Annotated in this window: 24 protein-coding genes; 14 read left to right on the forward strand and 10 right to left on the reverse strand. The window is 70.8% G+C overall.

Annotated features, from left to right (window positions below):
* Nucleotides 1-268 precede the first annotated feature (268 nt).
* Entirely contained in the window at nucleotides 269-688 is a 420-nt protein-coding gene (locus QSK31_RS41740) for a VOC family protein (RefSeq protein WP_285690430.1), read from the forward strand.
* 94 nt (nucleotides 689-782) lie between these two features.
* On the opposite strand, the gene QSK31_RS41745 is transcribed toward QSK31_RS41740, so the two are convergent.
* The 6 genes from QSK31_RS41745 to QSK31_RS41770 all read right to left on the reverse strand — a co-directional run bounded on the left by QSK31_RS41745 (nucleotide 783) and on the right by QSK31_RS41770 (nucleotide 5,692).
* A complete protein-coding gene (locus QSK31_RS41745; protein WP_285690431.1) occupies nucleotides 783-1,682 on the reverse strand; it encodes a glycosyltransferase family 2 protein in 900 nt (299 codons plus the stop codon).
* 169 nt (nucleotides 1,683-1,851) lie between these two features.
* The gene (locus QSK31_RS41750; RefSeq protein ID WP_285690432.1) at nucleotides 1,852-3,036 is read right to left on the reverse strand and encodes a cytochrome P450; all 1,185 of its coding nucleotides are present in this window, start codon (nucleotides 3,034-3,036) and stop codon (nucleotides 1,852-1,854) included.
* Nucleotides 3,033-3,182: a hypothetical protein gene (locus QSK31_RS41755; protein WP_285690433.1), complete on the reverse strand. Its 150-nt coding sequence runs from the start codon at nucleotides 3,180-3,182 to the stop codon at nucleotides 3,033-3,035. Before QSK31_RS41755 ends, QSK31_RS41750 begins: the two co-directional genes overlap by 4 nt.
* Nucleotides 3,183-3,315: 133 nt before the next feature.
* The gene (locus tag QSK31_RS41760) at nucleotides 3,316-4,389 is read right to left on the reverse strand and encodes a glycosyltransferase family 2 protein (protein ID WP_285690434.1); all 1,074 of its coding nucleotides are present in this window, start codon (nucleotides 4,387-4,389) and stop codon (nucleotides 3,316-3,318) included.
* Nucleotides 4,390-4,466: 77 nt separating this feature from the next.
* Nucleotides 4,467-5,315, reverse strand: coding sequence for a fumarylacetoacetate hydrolase family protein (locus tag QSK31_RS41765; protein WP_285690435.1), 849 nt, complete (start codon nucleotides 5,313-5,315; stop codon nucleotides 4,467-4,469).
* A gap of 122 nt (nucleotides 5,316-5,437) precedes the next feature.
* Complete coding sequence (locus QSK31_RS41770) at nucleotides 5,438-5,692, reverse strand: acyl carrier protein (protein ID WP_285690437.1); 255 nt, start codon at nucleotides 5,690-5,692, stop codon at nucleotides 5,438-5,440.
* 503 nt (nucleotides 5,693-6,195) lie between these two features.
* On the opposite strand from QSK31_RS41770, the gene QSK31_RS41775 reads away from it, so the two are divergent.
* The 13 genes from QSK31_RS41775 (at nucleotide 6,196) to QSK31_RS41835 (ending at nucleotide 18,572) form a co-directional block, all read left to right on the forward strand.
* On the forward strand, nucleotides 6,196-7,413 hold the full coding sequence (locus tag QSK31_RS41775; RefSeq protein ID WP_285690438.1) for a glycosyltransferase: 1,218 nt from the start codon (nucleotides 6,196-6,198) through the stop codon (nucleotides 7,411-7,413).
* Entirely contained in the window at nucleotides 7,406-8,488 is a 1,083-nt protein-coding gene (locus QSK31_RS41780) for a nicotinate-nucleotide--dimethylbenzimidazole phosphoribosyltransferase (RefSeq protein ID WP_285690440.1), read from the forward strand. Before QSK31_RS41775 ends, QSK31_RS41780 begins: the two co-directional genes overlap by 8 nt.
* Nucleotides 8,485-9,114, forward strand: a complete 630-nt coding sequence (locus QSK31_RS41785; RefSeq protein ID WP_285690441.1) for an HAD family hydrolase — start codon at nucleotides 8,485-8,487, stop codon at nucleotides 9,112-9,114. The genes QSK31_RS41780 and QSK31_RS41785 overlap by 4 nt, the downstream gene beginning before the upstream one ends.
* Nucleotides 9,114-10,457, forward strand: a complete 1,344-nt coding sequence (locus QSK31_RS41790) for a class I adenylate-forming enzyme family protein (protein ID WP_285690442.1) — start codon at nucleotides 9,114-9,116, stop codon at nucleotides 10,455-10,457. The genes QSK31_RS41785 and QSK31_RS41790 overlap by 1 nt, the downstream gene beginning before the upstream one ends.
* On the forward strand, nucleotides 10,454-10,990 hold the full coding sequence (locus tag QSK31_RS41795) for a chorismate--pyruvate lyase family protein (RefSeq protein WP_285690444.1): 537 nt from the start codon (nucleotides 10,454-10,456) through the stop codon (nucleotides 10,988-10,990). The genes QSK31_RS41790 and QSK31_RS41795 overlap by 4 nt, the downstream gene beginning before the upstream one ends.
* Nucleotides 10,987-12,264, forward strand: a complete 1,278-nt coding sequence (gene mpaD / locus QSK31_RS41800) for a daptide-type RiPP biosynthesis aminotransferase (protein WP_285690445.1) — start codon at nucleotides 10,987-10,989, stop codon at nucleotides 12,262-12,264. Before QSK31_RS41795 ends, mpaD begins: the two co-directional genes overlap by 4 nt.
* Before the next feature lie 77 nt (nucleotides 12,265-12,341).
* Nucleotides 12,342-13,394 carry an isopenicillin N synthase family dioxygenase gene (locus QSK31_RS41805; protein ID WP_285690446.1) on the forward strand — a complete coding sequence of 351 codons (1,053 nt, stop codon included), beginning with the start codon at nucleotides 12,342-12,344 and terminating at the stop codon, nucleotides 13,392-13,394.
* Nucleotides 13,391-14,413 carry a 3-oxoacyl-ACP synthase III family protein gene (locus tag QSK31_RS41810; protein ID WP_285690447.1) on the forward strand — a complete coding sequence of 341 codons (1,023 nt, stop codon included), beginning with the start codon at nucleotides 13,391-13,393 and terminating at the stop codon, nucleotides 14,411-14,413. The genes QSK31_RS41805 and QSK31_RS41810 overlap by 4 nt, the downstream gene beginning before the upstream one ends.
* Nucleotides 14,414-14,466: 53 nt before the next feature.
* On the forward strand, nucleotides 14,467-15,501 hold the full coding sequence (locus tag QSK31_RS41815) for a MupA/Atu3671 family FMN-dependent luciferase-like monooxygenase (RefSeq protein WP_285690448.1): 1,035 nt from the start codon (nucleotides 14,467-14,469) through the stop codon (nucleotides 15,499-15,501).
* Nucleotides 15,498-15,749 (forward strand): phosphopantetheine-binding protein, encoded by a 252-nt coding sequence (locus QSK31_RS41820; RefSeq protein WP_285690449.1) that lies wholly within the window; start codon nucleotides 15,498-15,500, stop codon nucleotides 15,747-15,749. Before QSK31_RS41815 ends, QSK31_RS41820 begins: the two co-directional genes overlap by 4 nt.
* On the forward strand, nucleotides 15,746-17,179 hold the full coding sequence (locus tag QSK31_RS41825) for an AMP-binding protein (RefSeq protein WP_285690450.1): 1,434 nt from the start codon (nucleotides 15,746-15,748) through the stop codon (nucleotides 17,177-17,179). The genes QSK31_RS41820 and QSK31_RS41825 overlap by 4 nt, the downstream gene beginning before the upstream one ends.
* Entirely contained in the window at nucleotides 17,176-18,078 is a 903-nt protein-coding gene (locus QSK31_RS41830) for a transglutaminase-like domain-containing protein (RefSeq protein WP_285690452.1), read from the forward strand. The genes QSK31_RS41825 and QSK31_RS41830 overlap by 4 nt, the downstream gene beginning before the upstream one ends.
* A complete protein-coding gene (locus QSK31_RS41835; protein ID WP_285690453.1) occupies nucleotides 18,075-18,572 on the forward strand; it encodes a hypothetical protein in 498 nt (165 codons plus the stop codon). The genes QSK31_RS41830 and QSK31_RS41835 overlap by 4 nt, the downstream gene beginning before the upstream one ends.
* A gap of 1,085 nt (nucleotides 18,573-19,657) precedes the next feature.
* On the opposite strand, the gene QSK31_RS41840 is transcribed toward QSK31_RS41835, so the two are convergent.
* The 4 genes from QSK31_RS41840 to QSK31_RS41855 form a co-directional block, all read right to left on the reverse strand.
* Nucleotides 19,658-20,488: a methyltransferase domain-containing protein gene (locus tag QSK31_RS41840; protein WP_285690454.1), complete on the reverse strand. Its 831-nt coding sequence runs from the start codon at nucleotides 20,486-20,488 to the stop codon at nucleotides 19,658-19,660.
* Nucleotides 20,489-20,514: 26 nt separating this feature from the next.
* On the reverse strand, nucleotides 20,515-22,332 hold the full coding sequence (locus QSK31_RS41845) for an ABC transporter ATP-binding protein (RefSeq protein WP_285690455.1): 1,818 nt from the start codon (nucleotides 22,330-22,332) through the stop codon (nucleotides 20,515-20,517).
* The gene (locus QSK31_RS41850) at nucleotides 22,304-24,106 is read right to left on the reverse strand and encodes an ABC transporter ATP-binding protein (RefSeq protein ID WP_285690456.1); all 1,803 of its coding nucleotides are present in this window, start codon (nucleotides 24,104-24,106) and stop codon (nucleotides 22,304-22,306) included. The genes QSK31_RS41845 and QSK31_RS41850 overlap by 29 nt, the downstream gene beginning before the upstream one ends.
* 475 nt (nucleotides 24,107-24,581) lie before the next feature.
* Nucleotides 24,582-25,766 (reverse strand): MFS transporter, encoded by a 1,185-nt coding sequence (locus QSK31_RS41855; protein ID WP_285690457.1) that lies wholly within the window; start codon nucleotides 25,764-25,766, stop codon nucleotides 24,582-24,584.
* Nucleotides 25,767-25,776 lie beyond the last annotated feature (10 nt).

Consider the following 25,776-nt stretch of genomic DNA (forward strand, 5'->3'; position numbering starts at 1 on the left):
ATACTGGACCGCCGACAATGCAGTCACTAGAGTTGCCGATCATGCGACATGAGCTACCACTGTGGACGCGGTGCGCCGCGATGCGGCATTCTCCGTCACCGGAGCGCACGCCGGGGCTCAGCCGTCGCCGAGGGCCTGCCTTGCCGGCCAGCGATCTGCGGTGGCCAACCCGAGCGGAGACGGTTCCGGGCGGGTCGCCGGCCAGAAATCTCGACAAACGCGTTGACCTGAAACGCATCCATGGCATGCCGCTCGCCGGAGGCCTCCGATGATTCTCGGCATCGACCACGTCGGGCTGCGCCTGGCCGACCCCGCGGCGGCCCATGATGCGTTCGTCGCACTGGGGATGGGCCGGACCGACAGCGGGTCAGCCGAAGCGTTCGGCGTGAACTGCGAATTCTGGGGTTTCAGTGGCGAGGCGCCATTCGTGGAACTGGTGGCGCCGGCCGTGCCGGACTCTGCCGTGAGTGGTCCTCTGGAACGCGAGGGCCCGGGCCTTTATCACATCGCCTTCACGGTGGACGATCTTGACATAGAGACGAGGCGGCTCCGGACGAACGGATTCAGCCCGGTCAGGGTGACACCCTGTGCCGGCGCGCGAAAAGGAATGACAGTTACGTTCCTTTACCTTCGTCAACCCGTCGGACTGCTGATCGAGCTGGTGCACTACGCCGATCCGTCGCATTAGCAAGTCTGCACAGAACCCGGAGTATTCACACTCGTCCCGACCGGACCAACCTTTCTACCGCCTTTGCGGAACGACGCACTGGACGCCGGGCCGTTCAGCGCCGAGTGAAGAAGTAGGTCCGCGCCTGCTCGGGATCGACGTCCACCACCCGGCCGGCGGTCACCGACGCGGCCATCTGCTCCAGCGAGCACTCGCCGAAGAGGAAGCGGCCCAGCGTCGCCGACTCGACTCCGGGATGCTTGGTCTCGAAGTAGCGCAGGCTCTGCTTCAAGCCGTCGAGTTTGTCCGCCGCCAGGGGGGTCTCCAGGTGGTACACCCTGGCGCTCGGCGCGTAGTGGAACGACACCCCCGCCCGGTGCAATCGCAGCCCGAGTTCCAGATCCTCCAGGCCCCACTGCTGGAAACCCTCGTCGAAGCCGCCCACCCGGTCGGCGTCGGCGCGCCGGAACGAGACGTTGCGGCCGACGAAGCAGAGCCACGGGATCGGCTGGGCCCTCGGGTCGCGGTCGAACAGTGTCAGGGTCTGCGCGGCGAAGTAGTCCCGGCGGCTGCGGCGGTGCAGCCGCTCCCACCGGCCCTCGGTGGCCTCGGCGAGGATGACGCGGTTCTCCGGGGTGGTCAGGTCGGCGAGGTACGTGTTGTACCGGTCCCCCACGACGACCGCAGCGCCGTGCCGGCGGTGGGTGTCCAGGTGCTCGGCGACGAAACCGGTGCCGAAGAGGACGTCGTCGTCGATGCACAGCACGATCTCCGCCGACGAGGCCTTGATGCCGGTGTTGCGTGCTCCGGCGCAGCCCGTCTGCCGTTGCCGGACCAGGCGGATCGGCAGGTCGCCGTGCCCCTCCAAGCTGGAGGTGAGGTCGACCACGGAGCCGTCGTCGACGACGACGGCCTCGAAGCCGCCGGCCACGCCCTGTTGCGCGGCGAGGGCGGCCAGCACCAGCCGCAGCCGGTCCGGCCGGTTGTGGGTGATCACCACGACCGAGACGTCCATCCTGTTCCTTTCTTCACGTCAGGCCGCAGTAACGTGCGGGCCCAGCGCACGCTGTTGCCAATTGGCTGTGCAGAGCCGCGGTCCGGGCCCGGACGGCGAGATCGGTGACGCCGGCCCGTCCGGCTCGCGGTGCAGGGTCTCGGACCAGTGCATCGAGGGAACAGCCCGGTCACCAGCGGACCGGCAGGGCACGCAGGCCGTGGATGAGCATCTCGGCGCGGAAGGCGAGCTGATCCTCGGACACGACCGGCCGGAGCCCGGGCAGACGCGACATCACCTCGGCCACGGCCAGTTCGGTCTGGGCAACCGCGACCGGCGCGCCCAGGCAGCGGTGGATCCCGTGGCCGAACGCCAGATGCGGGCGCATGTCACGGGTTATGTCGAAGGTGTCGGCGTCGGGGAACTCGGCCGGGTCGCGGTTCGCGGTCGGCAGGTTGAGCACGACCGCCTCACCGGCTCGTACCCGCTGCCCGGCGACGTCGACGTCCTTGACCGCCACCCGGGCGATGCCGTATTGCACCAAGGTCCAGTATCTCAGCGCTTCGTGCACGGCGGCCTTGGCCCAGCGGGGTGGGTCCTCGCGTACGAGAGCGGCCTGTTCCGGGTCTCGCAGCAGCGAGAACATCGTCAGCCCGGTCAGCGCCGGGGTGGTCTCGGACCCGGCGATGATCACCAGGTTGGCGACGCCGACCAGATCGTCCAGGGTGAATCCCTCGTCGGTGCCGAGGTGGACGGCGAGCAGCCCGAGCAGATTGTCGCCGCCGCGGTCGGCCGCCTCCGGGATCGCCCGGCGCAGGTACTGAGTCATCCGCCCGGCTGCGGCCTTGCGCCGGGCCGGTGAGGCGTCGAAGGTCTGCAGCTCGCGGACCACGTCGAGGAAGAACTCGGCGTCGGAGCCGGGGGTGCCGAGCATCTGCGAGGCGACGGCCATGTTCAGCGGCACGGCCAGGCCGGCGATCAGGTCAGCCGGTGGCCCGGTGTCGATCAGCCGGTCGACCAGGTCGAGGACGGTTTCACGCATGGCCGGGATCATCCGGCGCACCCGGCCCGGCGTGAACTGCGCCGAGACCAGTTGCCGCAGCCGGGTGTGCTCCGGCGGGTCCATGGTGAGGAAATGGCCGGGCGTGCGGTGTTTCGAGGCCATCGGCATCGCCGGGAAACCGTCGACGGTGTCGTCGGCGCTGAAGTCGTCGCTGCTGGCGAGGATCTCCCGGGTCGCCTGGAACCCGTTGACCAGCCAGGCGTCGCCGCCGTAGCTCAGCGGGCACCGGCTCATCGTCCCGGCCTCGCGGTACTCGGCCGGCGGATGGTCGGGGGTTCGCCGCGGGATCGGGAAGGCCGGTCGGGTGGTCACGCCGGCACGCTCATCGCGGTCGGCCCGTCGTAGGCGCGGTCCAGGCAGGCGCGGTCCGGGCCCCGGCGCCGTCCGTTCTTCAGGTCCCGGCTGAAGTACCGCACCTCGAACGATGACCGGTACAGAAATTTGTCGCTCTCCGGCATGACAACGCTCCCAAGTGGCGGCCCGGACCGTGCAGCCCGATCTGTGGATTGCGGCTCGCACTGCGGTCCTGGCATCGGCGATGCTGTTGAACACCTTGATCCTCGAGGCGGGACCTTCGCCCGCTTCACCCGGTCAGCCGGTCGGCAACGGCGCCGCCGCGCAGTACAAATTCGGTGGCGCGACAACGTCGGAAGGCGACGGAGGCAACGCCGACGCGTAGAGCCTGAGAATCTCGTCGCGTACCGTCGGCGACTCGACCGCGCTGATCTCATGGAACAGCTGATTGATCTGCAGCAGGCCGTGCTTACGGGTAACGAACTGCCAGTACAGATAAGTCTCGAGGGTGCCGTGGTTGCGACAGAAGTGCTCCGCATTACGCAGCAGTTCCGCCCCGCGACGCCGGACCGCGAACTCGACGGCTCCGTCGCCCTGGGGATGCAACTGGTGCAGATTCACCGCGTCGACGTCGAAGACAGTGCGAAGGCCGTGCCGATGCAGGCGGTAACCCAGATCAGTGTCCTCGATGCCCCAGCCGCGGTAGGTCTCGTCGAATCCGCCGATGTCAGCCAGCGCCTCCGGGCTGACCGAGAGGTTGCCCGTGGTCACCAGCGTCCACGGCAGTGCGTATCCCCTGAGTTCCGGGGAGAACATGTGCACGATGTCCGGGTGGTTGTCGTAGTCGTGGCTGAGATCGATGCGCGCCGCCGTGGAGGTGAAGTCCTCGATGAGGTCGGAGGGTTCGATCAGCCGTTGATCTGCGGAGCCGCCGCTGGACCACTCGGGAAATCTGTCGTGCAGCAGGGCCCTCTCGGCGTCGTCGGCGGTCAGCCGGCCGCCGCCCTTCCAGACCGTCGCGACGCGACGTTTCCAGCCGATGGCCAGCGTGCCGGGGTCATGGCCGGCATGGCGCCGCACGAGATCGGGAGTGGCGATGCAACAGTCGTCGACGAACAGCACCCTGTCGCCGTCGGCAGCCTGCAACCCGTGGTTGCGCGCGGCCGCTCGGCCACCGTGCGGCGGCGTCAGGTAAGTGATGCCGAAGTGGCGCCGGTAGGCCGCCACCAGGTCGCGGGTGGAAGGATCACCCCCGTCATTCACGAGGATCAGTTCGAAGTCCTGGTGCGTCTGCCGCACCAGCGAGGCGAGGGTGTATTCTAGATACTCGTTCTTGCCGTAGGTCGGCATCACCACGCTGACCGAGGTCATACCGGCCCGCTCCTCCCGCCGCCCTCCGGCGGACGTATGCGTGTCACGAGATTCCTCCCGGCTTGGCTGCGTTGCGGTCAGGACTGCCGGACGTGCATGCGTTGCCGGCCCAGCGCCTCGATCTCCAACTCGATGAGATCACCGGCACGCAGGTAAGGCTTCGGGTCGGGCCGGCCCAGGGCCACCCCGGACGGCGTGCCGGTACTTATGACGTCGCCCGGGTACAGCACCATGAACTGACTGAGGTAGTGCACCAGGTGGTCGACCGGGAAGATCATGTTCTTGGTGTTGCCCGCCTGCCGTTCCTTGCCGTTGACCCACAACCGCATGTCGAGCGCATGCGGATCCGGCACCTCGTCCGGAGTGACGAGCCAGGGGCCGAGAGGGCTGAATGTCTCACACGACTTGCCCTTGTCCCACTGTCCGCCGCGTTCCAGCTGGAACTCCCGTTCGGACACGTCATTGGCCAGCACATACCCGCCGACACAAGCCCACGCCTCGGCGGGCGACGTGAGGTATCGAGCAGTGCGGCCGATGACCACTGCCAGTTCCACCTCCCAGTCGGTCTTGGTGCTGTTGCGCGGGATCAGCAGATCGTCGAACGGACCGGCCACCGTGTCGGCCGCCTTGAGGAAGATCACCGGCTCCTCCGGCTCCCAGGCACCGGTCTCACTGACGTGATCGCGGTAGTTCAGTCCGACTCCGACGATCTTTCCTACCCGGATCGGCGAGCCGGTCCGAGCGTCGTCGGCGACGACGGGCAAGACGCCTGCGTCGAGCGCGGACCGGGCCCGTTCCGGGCCTCCGGACGCCAGGAAAGCACCGTCCACGTCCGGCGTTATCGAGCTGAGGTCATACCGGTGGCCATCCTCCGCGAGCAGGGCGGGCCGTTCCCCGCCGGGTCTTCCGATGCGCAGAAATCTCATGGCCACTCCGTCTCGGCGTGCATCGAGGCGTGCAGGCAGGAGGTGAGGATGATGACGATGGCGCTCATCCCGTCGATTGACACGGAGGCCCGGCCGGCCGGCGCCTCATCGCTGCGGCGCCGTCAACGGTTGGCGATGACGTAGTCGGCCATCTTCCCGACCGAGTTGAAGTTCTCCACCACCAGTTCCTCGTCCGGGATGGCGATCGCGAACTGTTCCTCGAGCCAGACCAGAAGCTCCAGGATGCCCAGCGAGTCGAAACCGGCGAAGTCCCGGAGGTCCATGTGGTCGTCGATCACGGTCACCTCGCGGGACTCGGGCACCACCTCGCGCAGCCGTTCCACGACGGTCTCGACGACCTCTTTACGCTCGATCATTCTCCCCGTTTCTCCATTCTCGTGCGGCCGGAAGGCAGGAGCGGACGTCTCGCCGACGCCGGGATGCGAATGAGGATAACCACGGATCCGCTTCGCTGTCTGCCCCCTTTCAAATAGATCACAAAGGCGTTCGTGAATGTCTTACCGTCGGTCATCAGGCGCCAGAACTGGCTTCCAGGTTCCGGAACCGGCAATTTCCTCGGCTCTGAGCTGCGGATATGAGGATCTCGCCACCGGCACGGCCGGACTACAGGGTTGCGGGTGATCGCGGCATCGGGTTAACTGATCACATCGATCCAGTGATCAGCTGGATACACGGGGCTCCATACGTCATCGGGCGTAATACCTTTGCGGCCACCTCGGCATTGTTGCCGCGGGGCCGTTCTACGCGGTCTGCGCTGACGGATTCGCGAGACCTCTCTTCAACTTGCACCGCAATTTCTCGTGTTCGTTATTCATGTGCACGAAACAATTGCACTGCCGACGATCGGGAGGTGCACGGGGTGCGTCGCAATACCTTCCTGCTCACCCGCGAGTACCCACCACACACGGTGGGCGGGACGAGCACCGTGGCCAGAAATCTCGCGGTCGGGCTGGTCCGGCGTGGGCTGCCGGTCCAGGTGCTCACCACTGCGCCCGGCGCCGCGCGTGAGACCGAGGAGACGGTGGACGGCGTGCTGGTCAAGCGCGTGCCGGTCGGCAGCGTCTACGACCAGAGCATCCCGGCGCGGCGGCGAATCCTCGCGGCGGCCGACCGGCTGGCCGCCGACCACGGGCCGCCCGGTGCGCTGGTGGTGCCTGATCTGTTCAGCTGGCCGGAGGCGGCGGTGTTTCGCGGCCGGCACGCGGCGCCGCTGATCAACGTGCTGCTCCAGGACTTCCGAGCGATCACCCCGTACGACCGGGACGGCCACCGGGTCACCACCGGCGTCGGCGGCGTCCACGAGGATCTGGTCCGGCTCGAGGAGAACGCCTGCCGGTCGAGTGACCACACCGTCTACATCAGCCGGGCGCTCCAGGAGGCGATTACCGGTCACTACCCCGGTATCGAGGACCGTGGCAGCGTCGTCCACCTGGGTGTCGACCTGACCGAGATCGACGCGGTCCGGGCCGACCCGGCGCCGCTGCGGCGCAAGGCCGCGTTACTCGGCGACTCGCCCGCGCGCCTGGTGGTCGGCGCCGGCCGGTTGGTGCCGGTGAAGGGCTTCGGGCACCTGGTCGACGCGGTCGCCCGGATCAACCGCGGGCTCGTTCCGGGCGGTCCGGTCCGGCTGGTGCTGCTGGGGGCCGGGCCGGAGGCGCCGCATCTGCGCGCACAGGCTGACGACCTGGTCATCCTCAGCGACCTGCCCCGTTCGGAGGTGCTCGGCTGGATGTCGGTCGCGGACGTCGCCGTCGTGCCCAGCCTCTGGGAGTCGTTCTGCTATGTCTGCGCGGAGATGATGGCGCTGGAGCGGCCGGTGGTCGCCGCCGCGGTCGACTCCCTGCGCGAGCTGATCCCGCACGGCTCGGTGGGCTATCCGGTGCCCGTCGACGGGCCCTCGGGCGCCCGGCGGCTCGACCCGGCCATGCTCGCCGGCCGCATCTCCGACGCCCTCACCGACCCCGGCGCCGCCGAGCGTGGCCGCGCCGCGCGCCGGCGGGTCCTCGACAACTTCACTCTGGACCGGTATGCCGCCGAGGTCGCGGCCATTGCGGAGAGTCTGCTCGCCCATGCCTGACCCGACCCATGTGGATCTGCCGGCCGGAGTCCGCGAACTGTGCGACGCGGTCGTGCCGCCCGACCGCCGGCAGGCGCGCCTCGCCCAGGTCCGCCAGCTCACCGTCGCCCGCCCCGCGGGCAGCCTCGGCCGGCTCGACGACGCGGTGCTGCATGTCGCGGGGATCCGGCGCACCACACGCCCCGAGCCGCTGGCCGGGGTGGTGAGCGTGCTCGCCGGTGACCACGGTGTGGCCGCTCACGGCACCTCCCGCTTCCGGTACGGCCTCACCGGACGAGTGCTGGCCCTGATCAACGAGGGCCGGGCACCGGTGAACCGGCTGGCCGCGAGGGTGCCTGCTCGGGTGGAGACCGCTGACCTCGGCTTGGCCGAACCGGTCGGAGACCCGCGCTACCGGGTCGCCGCGGGCACGGCCGACCTGTGCGTGAGGGACGCGATGACCAGGGCGGAGACCGAGCTGGCGCTGGCGAACGGGGCCAGGTACGCCGTCGAGCGGCTGGCCGGGTCCGGGATGGTCGGCGTCGGCGAGATCGGGGTCGGAAACACCACCGCGACCTCCGCGCTGGCGGCACGGCTGCTCGGCGTGCCGGCCGCCATCACCGTCGGCGCCGGGTCCGGAGTGGACGACGCCACCGTGCTGCGCAAGCGCGAGCTCATCGAGATGGCACTGGCCCGGACCGCCGCCCTGCCGGACGACCCGCTGCGGCTGCTGGCGGGCCTGGGCGGGCTGGAGATCGCGGGCAACGTCGGCCTCATCCTGGCGGCCGCCGCCGACCGCCGGGTCATCGTCCTCGACGGCGCCATCACGGCAGTCGCGGCACTGATCGCGGTGCGGCTCTGCCCGGCCGTACGCGAGCATCTGATCGCCGGGCACCTCTCCAATGAGCCGGTTCACCGGCTGCTGCTCGCCGAGCTGTGCCTGAAACCCTTGTTGAGCCTCGAGATGCGACTGGGTATGGCCTCCGGCGCGGCGATGGCGATGGCGCTGCTGACCGGCGCGCTCGACGTGGTCGCGGCGACCCCGGACGCCGTCGAGGCCGGGCTGGCGCCCGGCGCCGCCGAGGCGGCCCGATGACGATGATCCGGGGCGTCGTCTTCGACCTCGACGGCACGCTCGTCGACTCGTGGCGGCCGCATGTCGCTGCCCTGCGTCGCGCGGCCGTCGCGGCCGGGCGGCCGCCCGCCTCCGCCGCGGCGCTGCTGGCCGCGCAGCGGGTGACCGACCGGGACACGGTGCGGGCGCTGACCGGACCCGACGCGTTCGCGGCGGGGTGGCGGGCGTACCGGGACGGCTTCGCCGACGACGTCGCGGCGGCCGGTGACCCCTCCGCCGACGGGCTGCACGAGGTGGTCCGGCGGTTGCGGTCGGCCGGTCTGGTGCTCGGCGTCTGCACCGGACGGTCCCGCCGTGAGGCCGCCCGGTTGCTTGCCGCCGCGAGCGCGGACATCCCGCTGACGGTGGCCCGGGAGGACACCCGCGAGCCCAAGCCGCACCCTGCCGGGCTGTGGCTGGCGTTGCGGCGCCTCGACCTGACCGCCGCCGATGCGGTCTATGTCGGGGACACCGCCGCCGATGCGGCGCAGGGGATCGCCGCGGGCGTCCGCACCGTTCTCGTCGGGAGCCGTGGCGAGCGTCCTCCGGGCGTACCCCGGCTTGACCGCCTCTGCGATCTGCCCGCCCACCTGGAAAGGACCGCATGATGTTCGCTTCCGCGGTGCGCGCGAACGGCGTACCCGGCTCGGCGGTCGCGTTCACCGCCGATGGCCGGACCTGGACCCGCGACGACTTGTTCGCCGCCGCCGACGATCTCGGCGGCGCCCTGGGTCGCGAGATCCCGCCCGGACAGCCGGTGGCACTGCGGCTGACCGATCCGGCGGCGGCCGTCGTAGCCACGCTGGCCTGCGACGCGCTCGGCCTGGCGGTGGTGCACGTCGACCCGGCGCTGCCCGAGCCGCCGCCGCTGGCCACGGTGACCGACGACGGGCTGCTGCCCGCGAGAGCCGGGGCGACCAGCCACGCGAGCCGGCCGCCCGGGTCGCACACCTTTCTGACCTCGGGGTCGACCGGTGTGCCGGTGGGCGTCGTGCGATCCGGCGAGGCGGTGCTGGCCGACGCGCGCCGGGTCGCTGCGTTCCTGGGTTACCGGCCGGACGAGCCGGTGCTGAACGCGACACCACTGTTCCATGTGTACGGTTTCAACTACGGCCTGGCCGGTCCGCTGCTCACCGGCGCGCCGGTGACCTTCGCGCCGTCCCGCTCGGTGCCCAGCCAGCTCGGGCGGGTGGCGGCGCGGTCCGGCGCGGTCACGATGATCGCGCTGCCGTTCCACTACGGCCTGCTGGCCGGCCGGGCGCTGCCGGACGGGTTCGGCGGCCTCCGCCAGGCCGTGTCGGCGGGCGCGCCACTCGCCGACGGCGCGATCACCTCGATCGTCGAGGCGGATGTCTTCACGCTGTACAACTGCTACGGCTCGTCCGAGGCCGGGGCGATCACGCTGGGCCGGTTGACCGGCACGGAGGCACCGGGCACCGTGGGCCGCCCGCTGCCCGGCGTGCGGTTCCGGGTGGATCCGTCGGTCGGCCCGGACGGCACCGGGGAGTTGCTGCTGTGGTCCGATTCGCTGGCGCTCGGCCGGCTCGGGCCGGAGGGCGTACGGCCACTGCCCGGTGCGGACGGCTGGTTCCGCACCGGCGACCTGGTGCGGCCACCCGGGCCTGATCAGGTGCTCCAGCTCTCCGGTCGGGTGAACGCTCTGATCAACGTTGCCGGCGAGAAGGTCTCCCCTGGCGACGTGGAGCGGGTGCTCGCCGCGCATCCCGCGGTCGCCGAGACCTACGTCTTCGCGTCGCCGGACCGGGCTCGCGGGCAGGTGCCGACGGCGCTGGTGGTGCTGCGTACGCCGGAACCGGTCGAGAACCTGGTCGGGTGGTGCCGCGACAAGCTGGCCCCCCACCAGGTGCCGCGGTCCATCACGATCGTCGCCGAACTGCCGCGCTCGGCCACCGGAAAAATCGTCACCGGCCCGATCGGCGGCCGCTCGTGATCGCCGCCGGCGCACCGGCGGCCGACCCGTTCGGTCTGGCCGGCCGGATGCTGATCGCCTCCGACGGCACGGTCACGCCGATGCTCGAGCTGATGGTCGGCGAGCAGATCGTGACCGCCGGCCTGAAGCAGTTCCCGGTGCCGGCCGACCCCGAGCACGAGAGCCTGCTGCCCGCCCCGCCTGGGACCGCCCTGCTGCAACGCACCACCCGGCTGGCCGGCGCGCGGTCCGGTGTCACCTACGTCCGGGCCACCTCGCTGCTGCTGCTCGACGCGCTGCCCGCCGAGTTGCGCCGGGACCTGCTGGTAACGCCGGAGCCGATCGGCCGGGTGCTGCGGCGTACCCGGGTGGAGACCTACCGAGACCTGATCAGCTGGGCGCCCTGCGGCTCCGCGTCGGACGAGGCGTACCGGCGCTACCGCATCCTCATCGGCGGCGTGCCCGCCCTGCTCATCGACGAACTGTTCACCGCCGCCTGCTTCCGGGGTGCCCGCGCCGCGGCCGCGGCCCGCGTTCACCAGGAGATGCCATGACACCGTCCGACCGTTATCCGCTCTGGGAATCGCTCACGCCGCCGAGCCGGTTCGGCGACCCGGGCCGCACCGCGGTGCGTGCCGAAGGCACCCGGATCCTCTTCGAGGACGGCGCCTGGCGGCTCTGCGCCACCAGCGGGCTGTGGAACGTCAGCCTCGGGTACGGCAACCTCCGGATCGCCGAGGCCGTCGCCGAGGCCCTGCGCGACGCGTCGTACCTGTCCCTGTTCCGGGGCGGGCACCGGCTCGCCGTGGAGGCGTCCCGGCAGCTGCTCGACCTGGCCGGTCCGGAACACTTCGGCCGGGTCGCGTACGCCACCTCCGGCGGATCGGCCAACGACCAGGCCATGAAGATCGCCCGGCAGTTCTGGTCCCTGCGCCGGCAGTACCGCCGCCGGATCATCGTCGGGCTGCGGGGCAGCTACCACGGCCTGACGTACGGTAGTCACGGCCTCAGCGGCATGGCGTTGGCGCAGAGCTACTACAGCGTCGATCAGAGCCTGATACGGCACGTCAGCCACGCCGACCCGGCCGAGCTGCGCGCGCTGCTGGAGAAGGAGGGCGACCGGATCGCCGCGGTCGTGGTCGAGCCGGTGCTCGGCACGGGCGCCCACCCACTGCCGCCAGCGATGCTCGAAGCCCTCCACGATCTGCGCGACGAGTACGGCTTTCTGCTGGTCGCCGACGAGGTCGCCACCGGTTTCGGCCGGACCGGGCCGGTCTTCGCGAGCACGGAATGGCGTTCCCGTCCGGACCTGATGCTGGTGTCCAAGGCGCTCACCAACGGAACCTGCGCGGCAGCGGCCATCCTCGTCTCGCACCAGGTCTGCGCCGCCTTCGAGAAACACGACGCGGTTCTCACGCACGCCGAGACGTCGGCCGGGCTGCCCGCCACCTGCGCCGCCATCCTGGCAACGCTGGCCGAGATGCGCCGGCTGACCGTGTTCGCGCGCGGCCGGGTGGTGGGCGACGGGCTGACCCGGGTGATCGCCGGGCTGGCCGATCATCCGCTGGTCGCCGGCGACGGCGGGGTGGGTTGTTTCCGAGCCGTGCGGCTGCGGCTCCACGGACGGGAGCTGGCCGACGCCGACGTGGTGCGGGTGATGGACGAGATCCGTACGGCCGGGGTCGTGGTCTCCCCCGGCCCGAGCTGCATCCAGATCTCACCGGCCCTGGTCTATCAGAAGGACGACCTCGACGAACTGGCCGCCGGGCTGCGTGCCGGGCTGGACCAGGCGTACGAGCGCCTGCTCGCGGTGAGCGTGCCGGCATGACCGCGACGACCCGCGCTGACGACCCGGCTGCCGTGCCGGCACCAGACCCGCCATACCCTCAGGAAAGGATCCCTTCGATGGCCGACTCCGAGACGGTCCCGCACGATCCGAACATCACGCTGGTCGAGGGCTTCGTGCCGGTGATCGACCTCGGCTTCACCCGGACGCCGAACCCGGACCGCGAGGCCGCCACCGCCCGGGCCATCGGCCAAGCGTGCAGCACCAGCGGCTTCTTCGTGGTCGTCGGGCACGGCGTGCCGCAGTCGCTGATCGACGCGACCTGCGAAATCACCCGAAAGTTCTTCCTTCAGCCGGAGGAGGTCAAGCGGGAGATCGCGTACGACCCGATGGACAGCCTGCACCGCGGCTGGTCCACCTGGCGGTCGTTGCAGAAGTTCTCCGCCTGCCGGATCGGTGAGCCCCTGCTCGGCGGCGAGCAGGAGCCGGGCGTCTGCGACGAGAAGCTGATCGCTCCGAACCGCTGGCCGGCGCTACCCGGGTTCAAGGAGACGTGGCTGGCCTACTACCTCGCGATCGAGGCGATGTCCCGGCGGCTGCATCGGTTGCTGGCGCTGGCGCTGGACCTGCCGGCGGACTGGTTCGAGGACAAGATCGACAACCATATGACGCCGCTGGCCGCCAACTACTTCCTGCCCGCCGCCGAGCCCGGCGAGCACGGTCCACTGCGGACCGAGGCGCACACCGACTTCGGCACGGTCACGGTGCTCTACCCGGAGAACACACCGGGCGGCGGCCTGCAGGTGCGCGACCGGGACAAGCAATGGCTCGACGTGCCGGTGATCGAGGGCGCGTTCGTCATCAACCTGGGCAACCTGATGGCGCAGTGGACCAACAACCGCTGGGCCAGCACCATCCACCGGGTGGTGAACCCACCGGACGACCTGGCGCACCTCGATCGCATCTCGATCCCGTTCTTCCAGCAGCCGAACCCGGACGCGATGATCTCGTGCATCCCGACCTGCTTCGACGAGGACAACCCGCCGAGGCACGCGCCGGTCACGGCGGGCGAGTACTTCATCGCGCGGTCCCGCCGGATCTTCGTGGAGCGCAGGGTCCGCGAACGCCGGGGCGAGAGCGATGAGGTCTCGCTGACCCGCATCAACCGATGACCGGCACGTTCGGGATCCGCTCGACGAGCGTCGTCCTCGGCGAACCGGCGCCGGTGCTCGCCTGCGCGCCGGAGTACGTCGAGGATGTCGGCCGGATCCGGGATCTGGGCTTCGAGACGTTCTACCGGGCGCCGGACGGCGTCGGCGTGACCGACCTCGCCGTCCGGGCCGGGACGGCGGCGCTGGCGAAGGCGGACGTGCCCGCCGACGAGGTCGACCTGGTGGTGTTCGCGATGGCCGACGTGCCGGAGTATCTGTACTGGGACGCCGCCGCCTCGGTGCAGTCCCGCCTCGGCGCGGTCCGGGCCGAGGCGGTGCTGGTGAACCAGGCGTGCAGCAGTGGCGTCGCGGCGTTCGACACGGTGGCCGGCAAGTTCGCCACTCATTCCGAGTACCGCGTCGCCCTGCTGATCGTGGCGAACCGGATCCCGGACGCGTATTGGAACCGGATGGACTCGGCCACCGCCGTGGTGTCCGACGGCGCGGCCGCCGCGGTCCTCGTCCGTGGGCACCACGAGCAGCGATGGCTCGCCACCGACGTGCTCACCGACGGCCGGTACAGCGATGTCTTGCGGATGGAGATCGGCGGCGCGCGGCAGCCGTTCGTCGCGGGTGGCCCCGCCCCCACACCGATGGGTAACCCGGCCGACCTGATGAAGCGGTTCCTCGGCTCGAACCTGCGGTCGACCATCAAGTTCGTCCGGTACAACCGCACCCGCAACCGCGAGGTGCTGGAACGTGCTTGCAAGCGGGCCGGCGTACGTCCGGAGGACATCGACCTGGTCCTGCACATGAACGCCGACGCTCGGACCCTGAAGGACTACCGGGTGCACTGCGGGCTGACGCGGGCACGGACCAACACTGATCTCGCCCGCGAGCACGGCCACTTCGGCGCGGCCGACCAGCTGATCGCGCTCGGACTGCTGCGCGCGTCGGACGGCGTACGCACGGGCGAACTCGTGGCCCTGACCAGCACCGGCAACGGCATGCACTGGGCCTGCACGCTGCTGCGCGCCTGACCCGTACTTCTTCACCCGGCGCTGACCGGGCCAGCACACGAAGGAAGATCACGGTGGAACTCAGTTTCTTCTACTTCGCCGACGACGGCGCAGCCGACCACGATCGCTACCGGCTCCTGCTGGACGGCGCGCGGTTCGCCGACGAGCACGGCTTCGCCGGGGTGTGGACGCCGGAGCGGCACTTCCACCCGTTCGGAGGCATCTTCCCCAACCCGGCGATCACAGCCGCCGCAGTCGCGGCGGTCACCAGCCGCGTCGGCATCCGGGCAGGCAGCGTGGTGGCACCGCTGCACCATCCGCTGCGGATCGCCGAAGAGTGGTCGGTGGTGGACAACGTCTCCCACGGCCGGGCCGGGATCTCGCTGGCCTCCGGCTGGCACCCGCGCGACTTCGTGCTGAGGCCGGAGGCGTACCAGGACCGCAAGCAGCGCACCGTCGACCTCATCGGAGAGCTGCGCCGGTTGTGGGCGGGCGAGCCGTACGGCGGCTCGGACGCGGCACCCGGCGAGCAGTACCGGGTCTTCCCGCCGCCGGTGCAGGCCACGCTGCCGATGTGGCTGACCAGCAGTGGCGCGGCGGACACGTTCGAGGCGGCCGGCAAGTCCGGCGTCGGTGTGCTGACCCACCTGCTCACCCAGAGCGTCGAGGACCTGGCCGCGAAGATCACCCGCTACCGCAGTGCGTACGCCTCCTCCGGGCAGCCGGGCCGCGGGCACGTCACGCTGATGATGCACACCTACCTGGACACCGACCTGGACAGCGCCGAGCAGGTGGTCCGCGAGCCGCTCTACCGCTACCTGGCCAGCTCGCTCGACCTCAACGTGGGCTCGGTGAACGCCCCGGACGGTACCCGGCGGCAGACGACGCTGAGCGAGAGCCGCGCCCGGGCCGTCTCCGAGCGGGCGTACGAGCGTTACCTGCGCAGGGACGGCCTCTTCGGCTCGGTCGCCGACGCGCTGGCGGTCGTCCGGCGGATCGCCGATGCCGACGTCGACGAGATCGCCTGTCTGATCGACTTCGGCGTGCCGGTGGCCGACGCCGTCCGCGGTTTCCGGCGCCTGGACGCGTTGCGGAAGGCCGCGGCATGACCTGGCCGCCGGCGTTCGAGGACCTGCTGCGGCGGCACTGCCGGTTCGTCGCCCCGGACGAGCCGATCGATCCGGACCAGGCGTGGCCGGTCCTGGGCGTCGACTCGTTCGCGACCCTGATCCTGATCCTGGAGCTCGAGGAGACGTTCGGCGTGAACATCCCCGATTCGTTGCTGACCGGCACCCAGTTCAGTACCCCGGGCTCGATGTGGGCCACCCTCGGCGAACTGCTGGCGGACCAGCGATGAGCGACCTTCTCGACCGCATCCACCGGGTCGCCCGGGAGTCGCCCGCGAGGCCCGCCCTGGTCGTCGGAGAAACGACCATCACGTACGCCGACCTGGTCGGAACCGCCGCCCGCACGGCCGCATCACTCGCCCCCGGGCAGCGGGTCGGCGTGTTCGCCCAGGACAGCGGTGTCGCCCATCTCGGTGTGCTCGCCGCGATGTACGCCGGTGCGGTGGCCGTGCCGCTGAACCCGGCTTTCCCGCCGGAGCGCACCGCGGAGATGCTGCGGGCGGCCGGTGCGGAAACGGTCATCGTGGACGGGCCGGGCGAACAGCTGCTGCCGGGCGTACCAGGATCGCCTCGCCAGAGCTTGCGCCTCGCCGACCCGAGCGGCGGACCGCCCCGCGCGCCCCGGGCCGTTACGGCCCGCGACCTGGCCTACATCATGTTCACCTCGGGCTCCACCGGCCGCCCGAAGGGTGTGCCGATCACCCACGGCAACCTGGCGCACTTCCTGGCGAGCGCGCAACAGCACCATCGCATCGAGGCCTCCGACGTGCTGGTGCAGACCTTCGACCCGACGTTCGACCTGTTCATGTTCGGGCCGTTCATGGCGTGGCCGGTCGGCGCCGGGCTCGCGGTGCTCCCGCCGCGCGGACTGGTACGGCTGGCCGCGTTCGTGGAGCGGAACGGCGTCACCACCTGGTTCTCGGTGCCGAGCACGATCCGGCTGCTGCGTCGAATCGGCGAACTGCGGCCGGCGTCGCTGTCGACGCTCAAGCGCAGCCTGTTCTGCGGAGAGGCGCTGACCCACGAGGACGCCCTGGCGTGGCACGGCGCCGCACCAAGGTCCACTGTAGATAATCTCTACGGGCCGACCGAGCTGACCATCGCCTGCACCGTGCACCGCTGGGATCCGGCCGCCGCGCCGGAACCGAACGGCGTCGTACCGATCGGCGCGCTGCACCCCGGACTGGACCACGTGCTCGACGACGGCGAGCTGTGCGTGACCGGACCGCAGACCACGCCCGGCTACCTCACCGCGGCCGACGACGGGAGCCGCTTCCTGGACCTCGCCGGGCGGCGGTTCTACCGGACCGGCGATCGAGTGAGCCGGACGCCCGACGGTGGCCTGCGCTACCTGGGACGGATCGACCACCAGGTGAAGGTGCGCGGCTATCGCGTCGAGCTGCTCGAGGTGGAGCACGCCCTGCGGGGGATCGACGCGGTGGCCGACTGCGCGGTCGTCACCACCGACGAGGACGGCGAGACCGTGCTCATCGCGGCCTACCGCGGCGACCCGGCCCTGGCCGATCGGCTGCCCGCGCTGCTGGCCGCACGGCTTCCCGAATACATGGTGCCGCAACGCTTCCATCCGGTCGACGAACTGCCGCTCAACGTCAACGGGAAGGTCGACCGGCCGGTGCTGGCGGGAGTGGTGGCCCGATGACTGTCACCCTGGCGACATCCGGCGCCGTCCGTGCGCTGCACGTCATCCCGGACCGGTACCGGGCCTTCTCCAGCACCGCCGCGCACGCGCGCTCGGTGCACAATCTGCCGGCCGACGTGCTTGCCGCGGCCGAGACGGCGGGCCTCCCCCGGGTCGGCGGACCCGGTCGCGCCCGCTACGACGACCGGGACCTGCTGAACCTGTCGGCCGCCCTGCGCCGACGATCCGTGTGGTATCTCGCGCAGGTCGGCCTCCGCCGCGTCCTCGACCGGCTGGCGGCGGGCGCGGGAGCCGCGTACCGGGTCACCGCCAAGCCCCGCTGCCTGGTGTCCGGGCACCGGGGCGACTGCGACTTCGAGCTGCTGTTCGACGACGGGCCCGAGCCGGCACCGTTGTCCGGCAGCGAGATGCGGCTGACCGGGAAGGACACCTTCGAGGTACGGACGTCCGGGCACACGTCGGAGGCACCGCCTGCCGTACGCGACGTCCTGACCGCGCTGGACCACGCTGAATACCTGCACCTGCCGCAGATCCTCTGCCGTGATCTGGCGTTCTTCGACCGGACCGGCGTGGCGAACTGCCTGCTCGCCACCGCGGTGCTGCTCCGCCGGGCCGGGCAGCTCGGCGTACCCGCCCGCTCGTCGTTCGGGCTGCTGTTGGTCCCGCCGTTCGCCGGCCTGCACACGTGGACCGAGTTCCTGGTCGACGGGCGCTGGGTCGCCTTCGACCCGCACCTGATCCGGCTGATGGAGAAATCCGGGGTGCTCGCACCGGGCGCCTGGTCGCCGACGCGGTCACTGTCCGGGGTGCTCGCCCGGTTCGGGCCGATCAACGCCGCGGTCGGCCGGCACGGCGGCAACCACGTCTCTGTGTCGTACGGATTGGAGCCCCTGACATGATGCGGCTGCGACCGGTCCCGGCGACCACCGCGCCGACCGTACGCATGATCCTCACCGGCGGTCACGGCGCGCGCTCCGCCTTCCGCACCTGGCTCGCACCGGCGGGTCCGCGCCTGGAGGTCCACCTGCTCGACAATCCCGCCGGCATCGCGCCCCAGCTGGCCGCCCTGCCCGTGCTGACGCCGACAGTCGTGGTCGTCACCGCCGGCGACGCGGCCGCCGGTCTGGCTGCCGACGCCGACCATCTGGTGGTGCTGGGCGTCGGCGGCCCGGCGCCGATCCCGCACGAGACCGGCCACACCCGGATCACCGTCGTCGCCGGCTCCGACCTGGATCGGGCCGGCCCCGAGCTGACGGCCTGGTGCGACATAGCGCCGCAGGTGACCGTGCGGATCCTCGACGTACCCGACGCCGAGCTGGTGCGGCCGCGGTCCCCCGCGGCCGACCTCCTCCTCGCACTCTTCCGGGTCAACGAGTCCTACCCGCCGCTATGACCGGTCGGACGACGAACGGCGATTCCCGTCGGTCCGGCATGGCGGTGTCCCGGCCCGGTGGTGGACCGGTCGGCCGGTCAAAGCCCGGACCAGGCCGGTGTGTTTGAGCGGGTGGGACGAGCAACCCCGCCGTTTCACGCCGCCGGCGACGTCCCCGGCAGGGGATTTGAGACCGACTAGACTAGAGACTCTTCGCGGTGGAGGTCCGGCTCGCCTTGCCGGGACTCCTCACGTTGCCGGGACTCTTCGGGTTGCCGGGACTCTTCGGGTTGCCAGGGCTCCTCGGTGCATGCGCTTGCTGCCGGCGCTCTCGCCGGGCGTGGGCTTTCGCTTGGTCTGCCAGGCGCCCGGGTGCCTGCTCACCGTCGCTGCCGCCGCTCGCGGCTCTGCCCGGGCACGGTCAGTGGTAGCCGGGCACCAGAGTGGTAGCCGTAGCCTGCGGTGGTAGCCGGGCACGAGGGTGGTAGCCGTAGCCTGCGGTGGTAGCCGGGCACGAGAGTGGTAGCCGAAGGCGGCATCCGGCCTGGACGGCCCGCCACGACCGCTCTGGCCGACCGGTCTCGCGCGGCCGGTGGTAGGACCAGGCGCTATCCGAGACCGCTGACCGCTCTGAGCTACCACGCGCGCGGACCGTGGTAGCCCAGCGCGGCATCCACGCCGAAATACCGCCCTGGCCCACCACCGCCTGCCTGGTCTACCACCCACGTCCGCTCCTACCACCAACCGCGCCCGGCCACGGCCGCGACCGGCCACCAACCGCGCCCGGCCACGGCCGCGACCGGCCGCAGCAACGGTGAGCAGGCACCCGGGCGCCTGGCAAGCCGCCCCGACCCCGCACCGGGCGCAAGCAACGGCAACCAGGGCGAGCAGGCACCCCCGCCCCGACCCCGCACCGGGCACGAGCGGCGGCAACCAGGGTGAGCGGACACCCCGCCCCGGGCGCGAGCGGCGGCAACCAGGGTGAGCGGACACCCCGCCCCAACCCCGCAGCGGGCGCGAGCGGCGGCAACCAGGGTGCAGCAGGCGCCCGGGCACCTTGCACACCCGGCAGCACGGCCTGACCAGACCTCAACCTCGAAGGGTCTCTAGCCGTTCCCACGCACCGCGGAGACAACAAAGGCCAGGGAGCCGGCCAGGAAGTGGCCTTCGCGGTGCATCCTCTCCAGCTCGCCCATCCAGCGGACCGCCAGCCGCCCGGTGACCACGCCGTCCTTGACCAGCTGGGCCACCGGTCGACGCATGGTGAACATGAAGAACTCGAACTCGTTGAAAACCATCTGCGGTGCGGTCTCGATCTCGACGAAACCGGCCTCGCGCAGAAGGCGTGGCAACTGACGGCCGATCCAGCCGTCAAGCGCCGCATCGGTGATGCTGTCCAGGATCAGCCTCGTGGTCGCCCGGTCGGGGTGGTCGATGATCGTGCTGCCCAGGTCGAACTCGAGGGTTACGGCTCGGCCACCCGGCCGCAGCAGCCGGGCCATCTCGGCGATCACGCCGCGGGCGTCCGGCACGTGCTGCATGATCGCCTGTGCGTGGCACCGGTCGAACGCCCCACTCTCCAGCGGCACATCGGTGGCCGACCCGACCAGGAACTCGATCCGGCCGTCCGCCGTGCCGGCCCGGCGGCGGGCCTCGTCCACCATGAGGCGACTGAGATCGACGCCGACCACGGTTCCGCTGGACGGCATGGCGTCGGCGATCGCCCGGGCGTCGGTGCCGGGCCCGCAGCCGAGGTCGACGACGCGCTGCGCGGTGTCCAGCCGGAGCCGGCGCATTACCTCCGCCTCGGCCTGGAGCATGCCGCTGGTCGCGCGTCCCACTTCAAGTGACCGGAACAGCGCCTCCGGGTTGTCCGAGCTGTCGACGTCGGCGAAGCTGCGCAGGTTCGCGCCGGTGGCGTTCGGGGTGAATGGCATGAGCTGTCCTTTCGTCGCCGGCCGCCTCAGCGGTAGGCCGCCTTCTGGATGCCGTAGAGCTCGGCGTACTTGCCTTCGGCCGCCATCAGCTCGGCGTGCGAGCCGACCTCGACCACCCGGGACCCGTCCAGCACGACGATCAGGTCGGCCATCCGAACCGTGGAGAACCGGTGCGAGACCAGCAAGGTGATGCGGCCACCGTGACCGCCGTACGGCTGCCGGGCCGCCGCCGCGTACCGCTCGAAAAGCTGATGTTCGGTCTCGGCGTCCAGGGCCGCCGCCGGTTCGTCGAGCACCAGCACCAGCGGGTCGTCGCGCATGAAGCCGCGCGACAGCGCCAGCCGCTGCCACTGCCCGAACGAGATCTCGACGCCGTCCCGCCATGACACGCCCAGTTGGGTGTCCAGCCCCGCGGGCAGCTTGCTCAGCATCTCGCCGGCGCCGGCCCGCTCGACCGCCGCCTCCACCGCCGCCGAATCGTCGATCCGGGCCAGGTCGCCGAGCCCGATGGTCTGCGCCGCGGAGAACTCGAAGCGCTGGAAGTCCTGGAAGGTGCCGGACATCCGGGCCCGCCAGTCGTCCGGTGGCAGCCGGTCGAGCCGCTCGCCGTCGATCAGGATCTGCCCGCCGGTCGGGTCGTAGAAGCGGCACAGCAACTTGATCAACGTGGTCTTCCCGGCGCCGTTCTCGCCGACGATCGCGACCACCTGTCCGGCCGGCAGGGTGAGGTTGATGTCCTCGAGGATCATCCGGTTCGATTTCGGGTAGTGGAACGACACGTTCTCGAACGTGATACCGGTGGCCAGCCGCTCCGGAACAGGGCGGTCGGCGTCGGACCGGTGCGCCGCGGCGAAGTTCTCCAACCAGGTCAGCCGCCGCGACGCGTCCAGCCAGATGCCGCGCAGGAAGTACGTCTCGCTCATCGTCTGCCCGATGAACAGCGACAACCGGCCGGCCGCGGTCAGCACCAGGGCCACCGCGCCGGCTCGCTCGGCGGGTGTCCCCTGCTGGTACGCCACCCAGGACACCGCTGCCGCGAGCGCCGCCCCGAAAACGCACCAGACCGTGCACTGCCACGCCGTGGTGATCCACTGCGCCCGGTTGAGCGCGTGGTACGACCGGTCCCACGATCGCCGCCGGTCGGCGCGCAGTCGCTCCTGCAGCCCGGCTATCCGCACCTCCTTGCCGGGTCCGGCGCTGGACCCCAGGACGAACCAGTGCCGGGCGCGCCGCCGGTCCTGGGCGCCGTTCTCCTCGATCCGCTTCTCGATCGCCGCCCGGCGCATCGCCACCAGCAACGTCGGCGCGGCGAAGACCAGCAGGACGGCGAGCGCCGGGTGAACCGTCATCAGCAGGCCGACGGTCAGCACCAGCCGCAGCACCGCGCCCGACGTGGCGAACAGCGACCGGTACAGCTGGCTGAGCGTCCCGGCGTGGTCGCGCAACACTTCGAGCAGGTCGAGATGATCGGTCCGCTCGTGGTGCTCGATGGTCGTCACGGTCGACTGGAGCCGGGCGACATACGACTCGATGTGTACGGCAGCCCGCTCGGCCAGCCGCAGGTTGGTCCGCTCCGACGCGTTGGTGAGTAGCCATCCGCCCGCGGCCAGCCCGCCCAGCAGCAACGCCGCCTTCAAAGTCCCTGGCTGGTCGGCGCGGACGACCGCCTCGCTGAACAGTTTGAAACCCCACGCGAACAGGGCGTCCGGCACGGCTGCGGCCAGGGTTGTCGCGGCACCGGCGAGCAGCAGCAGCGGCTCGGCGCGGAATCCCATCCGTAGCGACCGCCACAGCGCGGTCAATGACGGTGGCAGCTCAGGCGAAGACGCTGTCGTTGTTGTCATTGCTGTCGTCCTCTCCGAAGCGGGCGGCCTGGACGTCGTACATCCGCGCGTACCGGCCACCGGCCGCATACAACTCGTCGTGCGTGCCGAACTCGACGACCCGCCCGTGCTCGAGCACGGCGATCCGGTCGGCATGCCGCACCGTCGAGAACCGGTGCGAGATCAGCACGGTGGTGGTGCCGCGGGTGGCCGCGAGGAGCCGGCCGAAGATCTCGGCCTCGCCGCGGACGTCCAGCTGGGCGGTGGGCTCATCGAGGATGACAAGACCGGCACCCTGGCGTACGGAGCAGAGCACACGGGCCAGCGCGACGCGCTGCCACTGGCCGCCGGAGGGATCCTTGCCGCCCTCGTACGCCGACGACAGGACGGTGTCGAGCTCGGCGAAGCCGGTGGCGCCTGCCTCGGCGAGCGCCGCCCGGATCTCGTCGTCTGTCGCGCTGCCCAACGGTGCCACGTTCTCGCGCAGCGACAGGTCGTACTTGTTGTAGTCCTGGAACACCGCGGTCACCCGGCTGCGCCACGAGGCGATGTCGAACTCGCGCAGGTCGACACCGTCGATCTCGATGCCGCCGCCATCCGGGTCGTACAGCCGGGACAGCAGCTTGACCAGCGTGGTCTTCCCGGCGCCGTTGACTCCGACGATGGCCAGCGAGGAACCGGCCGGGATGGACAGGTCCAGGCCGTCGAGCACCGGCGGGCGTCCACCCGCATAGGCGAATCGCACGTCCCGGAACCGGATCTCCCGCGCCGGCAGGGCCTCGGCCGGACGCTTCCCGGTGGTGGCCAGGGCTCCGGCCGCCTGCATCGGCTCCCGCAGCCGGCGTACGGTCGCGATACCGTGCGCCGTATGCGGCAACGCCCAGCTCAGTCCGCCGAACCCGAGGGCTCCGGCGCCAACCGCGGCCTGCGCGAAGGTGATCGCCGCGCCCACGCCGATCGCGCCGGTGCCCGCGTCCCGGGCCAGCCACCAGAAGGCGAACCCGTTGACCCCGACGAGCAGGACGACGGTCAACGCGATCCGGTGCACGGGCAGTTTCGTCGTACGCCAGCGAACCTCGACCAGCCGGCGCCGCGCCTGGGCGAAACGCTCCACGATCCAGCCGGACAACCCGAAAAGCCGAACCTCCTTGGCCGCCGGGGAGTCCATGGCGAGCCGGTACGAGTACTCCGCCTGCCGCTGCGCCTCGGCCAGCTCGCCGGTCAGCCGGTCCCACACCGTCGCCGTCCGAAGTATCCAGTGCGTCGCCACCCAAGCTCCGCCGACCAGCACCGCCAGCCACCAGTGGTAGGCACCCAGCACGATGACCTGCGCCAGCCCGATCGCGAGATCGACCAGCCCGGCCCCGATGAACCCCATGGCCAGCGACACCGGCGGGCCGGTCAACCCCAGGTCGAAGTCACGAGCCAGGGTCAGGTCGTCGGTCAGCTCGGAGGACTCCAGGTGCCCCAGTCCGGCCGGGGTGGTCGTGGACAACAGCAACTGGTCGTCCAGCCAGGCCGATATCTGACTGCCCAGGCTGGAGCCGATCTGCGCGTGCAGCGGCGGCAGGATCTGACTGACCACGAACAGCACAGCGACCACCGCGAGCGTCCCGCCGATCGGGGCATCCTTCTGCACCCGGACGATCAGCAGACCGACCGAGACGGCGATCGCGGCCGGGATCAGGCCCCGGAGCAGGATGAGGCCGTACCAGGCGATGGCGAGCGGCCGGTTGGCTCGGAAGAGCTCGGCGAAGAATTGCGCTTCCACACTTTGCCGAAGCCATTTCACCATCGGTGGGAACCCCTGTCGGACGGCACGAAGCATGGTCCTGCACGACTGGGCCGTGCAGGACCATCTGCAAACTGTGAAGAATGACGACGTGACGGCGCGAAACGTCCAGACCTTTAGCCCCCGGTGTGTCCTCTCCTCGATCGGCCATCACGAACCGCTGCGAGTGTCAGGGCGGCGTGCGCACTGACGCGGCGGGTCGCGGAGCGTTCACAGCTGCGCGAAAGTGCCGAATCGGCCCGCTCGTGGGCCGTCCCCGTCGAATCGATACCGAACGATACCCGGCCGCAGGCGCCGCGGACAACCTGAAATGGGCTCATATCGGTTCCGGAACCGTCGGCCCTTCCTGCCGCTCGCGGTTGAGTCCGGGGCGACCAGGAGCACCACCATTCGACGTCCGGGCCATTCACGAGTTCGAGCTCCGGACACCGGTCACCGCCTCGTCACGGCAGGCCACCAGCCAGTTCCTGGCGCGCTGTCAGCCCACCCGCTCCGGCGACGGCTCGGGCGAGTCCTCGTCCGGCGCGTCCACCCGGATCCTGGTCATGGCCAGCGCGATCAGCACGATCGCGGCAACCACCACGGCCATTCCCCAGACCAGATCGGTGGCCTGCGCGACAAGGCCGATCACCGGTGGTCCGACCAGGAGACCCGCCGTACCCGTCGCGGCGACCAGTGCGAGCGCCTCCGGGCCATGCTTGGCCGCGGCGACGTAGATGACGGGGGCGACGGCCGCCATTCCCAGCCCCACGCAGGCGAAGCCGATCAGCGCTGGTAGCCAGCCGCCGAGCAGCAGAGCGGCCCCCAGACCGGCGGCGGCCAGGGTCGTGCCCGCCAGCACCACCGGCTTGTCACCCCAGCGGGCCCGCCACCGGTCGGCGAAGAGCCGGGCCAGCACCATCGTGCCGGACACGGTGGCGATGCCCAGGGGCGTGAGCTCTGTGCCGGCGTGCGCGACGTCCCGCAGGTAGAGTGCCGACCAGTCGTTCATGGCGCCCTCGGCCAGCTCGGCGAACACCATCGCCACGCACAACCACAGCACCGCCAGGGACGACAGCGACCAGCGTCGCTTCGTGCGCACGGGCTCCTCGGCCGGTGCGTCCGTGGTGATCGTCCCGGTTCCGGCGACCACCAGCATCGTGAGCAGCAGCGCGGCGGCTACCGCGAAGTGGACCGGCAACGCCGTGGTGAACGTAGTCACCAGGGATGCGATCAGTGCGGCGGTGAAGGTGCCGCCGCTGAACACGGCGTGCAGCAGGGCCATGGTGTTGCGTTCGTGCGTGACCTCCAGGGCGGCGCCCTGGGCGTTCATCGCCACGTTGAGGCAGGCGATCAGAAGGCCGTCGACGAAGAGCACGGCGAGCGCGACCGGCAGGTTCGGCACGAACGCCAGCGCGCCGAGCACCACCAGCAGTCCGAACGCCGAGACGAACGACAGGCGCCGCGACCCGAGTCCTTTCATCAGGCGGGAGACCAGCGGGAAGGAGATGGTCGCGCCGATGCCGGGGGCGAGCAGCAGCAGGCCCACCTCACCCGTGCTGAGGTCCAGATGGGTCTTCAGCGCCGGGATGCGCGAGACCCAGGTGCCGTACTGGAAGCCGAGGAAGCAGAACAGGGCGCCGATCGCCACCTGGGAGCGGCGGAAGGACAGGGACTGGACCATGGGTTGTTCC

This window comes from Actinoplanes sp. NBRC 103695, assembly GCF_030269485.1.
GTDB lineage: Bacteria > Actinomycetota > Actinomycetes > Mycobacteriales > Micromonosporaceae > Actinoplanes.

What these genes read in the sequence shown, in the direction of transcription:
- QSK31_RS41785 (WP_285690441.1), top strand. Translation starts at nt 8,485, where the DNA reads ATGACGATGATCCGGGGCGTCGTCTTCGACCTCGACGGCACGCTCGTC.
- QSK31_RS41825 (WP_285690450.1), top strand. Translation starts at nt 15,746, where the DNA reads ATGAGCGACCTTCTCGACCGCATCCACCGGGTCGCCCGGGAGTCGCCC.
- QSK31_RS41810 (WP_285690447.1), top strand. Translation starts at nt 13,391, where the DNA reads ATGACCGGCACGTTCGGGATCCGCTCGACGAGCGTCGTCCTCGGCGAA.
- QSK31_RS41770 (WP_285690437.1), bottom strand. Translation starts at nt 5,692, where the DNA reads ATGATCGAGCGTAAAGAGGTCGTCGAGACCGTCGTGGAACGGCTGCGC.
- QSK31_RS41820 (WP_285690449.1), top strand. Translation starts at nt 15,498, where the DNA reads ATGACCTGGCCGCCGGCGTTCGAGGACCTGCTGCGGCGGCACTGCCGG.
- QSK31_RS41805 (WP_285690446.1), top strand. Translation starts at nt 12,342, where the DNA reads ATGGCCGACTCCGAGACGGTCCCGCACGATCCGAACATCACGCTGGTC.
- QSK31_RS41790 (WP_285690442.1), top strand. Translation starts at nt 9,114, where the DNA reads ATGTTCGCTTCCGCGGTGCGCGCGAACGGCGTACCCGGCTCGGCGGTC.
- QSK31_RS41760 (WP_285690434.1), bottom strand. Translation starts at nt 4,389, where the DNA reads ATGACCTCGGTCAGCGTGGTGATGCCGACCTACGGCAAGAACGAGTAT.
- QSK31_RS41830 (WP_285690452.1), top strand. Translation starts at nt 17,176, where the DNA reads ATGACTGTCACCCTGGCGACATCCGGCGCCGTCCGTGCGCTGCACGTC.
- QSK31_RS41780 (WP_285690440.1), top strand. Translation starts at nt 7,406, where the DNA reads ATGCCTGACCCGACCCATGTGGATCTGCCGGCCGGAGTCCGCGAACTG.
- QSK31_RS41845 (WP_285690455.1), bottom strand. Translation starts at nt 22,332, where the DNA reads ATGACAACAACGACAGCGTCTTCGCCTGAGCTGCCACCGTCATTGACC.
- QSK31_RS41835 (WP_285690453.1), top strand. Translation starts at nt 18,075, where the DNA reads ATGATGCGGCTGCGACCGGTCCCGGCGACCACCGCGCCGACCGTACGC.
- QSK31_RS41840 (WP_285690454.1), bottom strand. Translation starts at nt 20,488, where the DNA reads ATGCCATTCACCCCGAACGCCACCGGCGCGAACCTGCGCAGCTTCGCC.
- QSK31_RS41765 (WP_285690435.1), bottom strand. Translation starts at nt 5,315, where the DNA reads ATGAGATTTCTGCGCATCGGAAGACCCGGCGGGGAACGGCCCGCCCTG.
- QSK31_RS41745 (WP_285690431.1), bottom strand. Translation starts at nt 1,682, where the DNA reads ATGGACGTCTCGGTCGTGGTGATCACCCACAACCGGCCGGACCGGCTG.
- mpaD (WP_285690445.1), top strand. Translation starts at nt 10,987, where the DNA reads ATGACACCGTCCGACCGTTATCCGCTCTGGGAATCGCTCACGCCGCCG.
- QSK31_RS41755 (WP_285690433.1), bottom strand. Translation starts at nt 3,182, where the DNA reads ATGCCGGAGAGCGACAAATTTCTGTACCGGTCATCGTTCGAGGTGCGG.
- QSK31_RS41850 (WP_285690456.1), bottom strand. Translation starts at nt 24,106, where the DNA reads ATGGTGAAATGGCTTCGGCAAAGTGTGGAAGCGCAATTCTTCGCCGAG.
- QSK31_RS41740 (WP_285690430.1), top strand. Translation starts at nt 269, where the DNA reads ATGATTCTCGGCATCGACCACGTCGGGCTGCGCCTGGCCGACCCCGCG.
- QSK31_RS41855 (WP_285690457.1), bottom strand. Translation starts at nt 25,766, where the DNA reads ATGGTCCAGTCCCTGTCCTTCCGCCGCTCCCAGGTGGCGATCGGCGCC.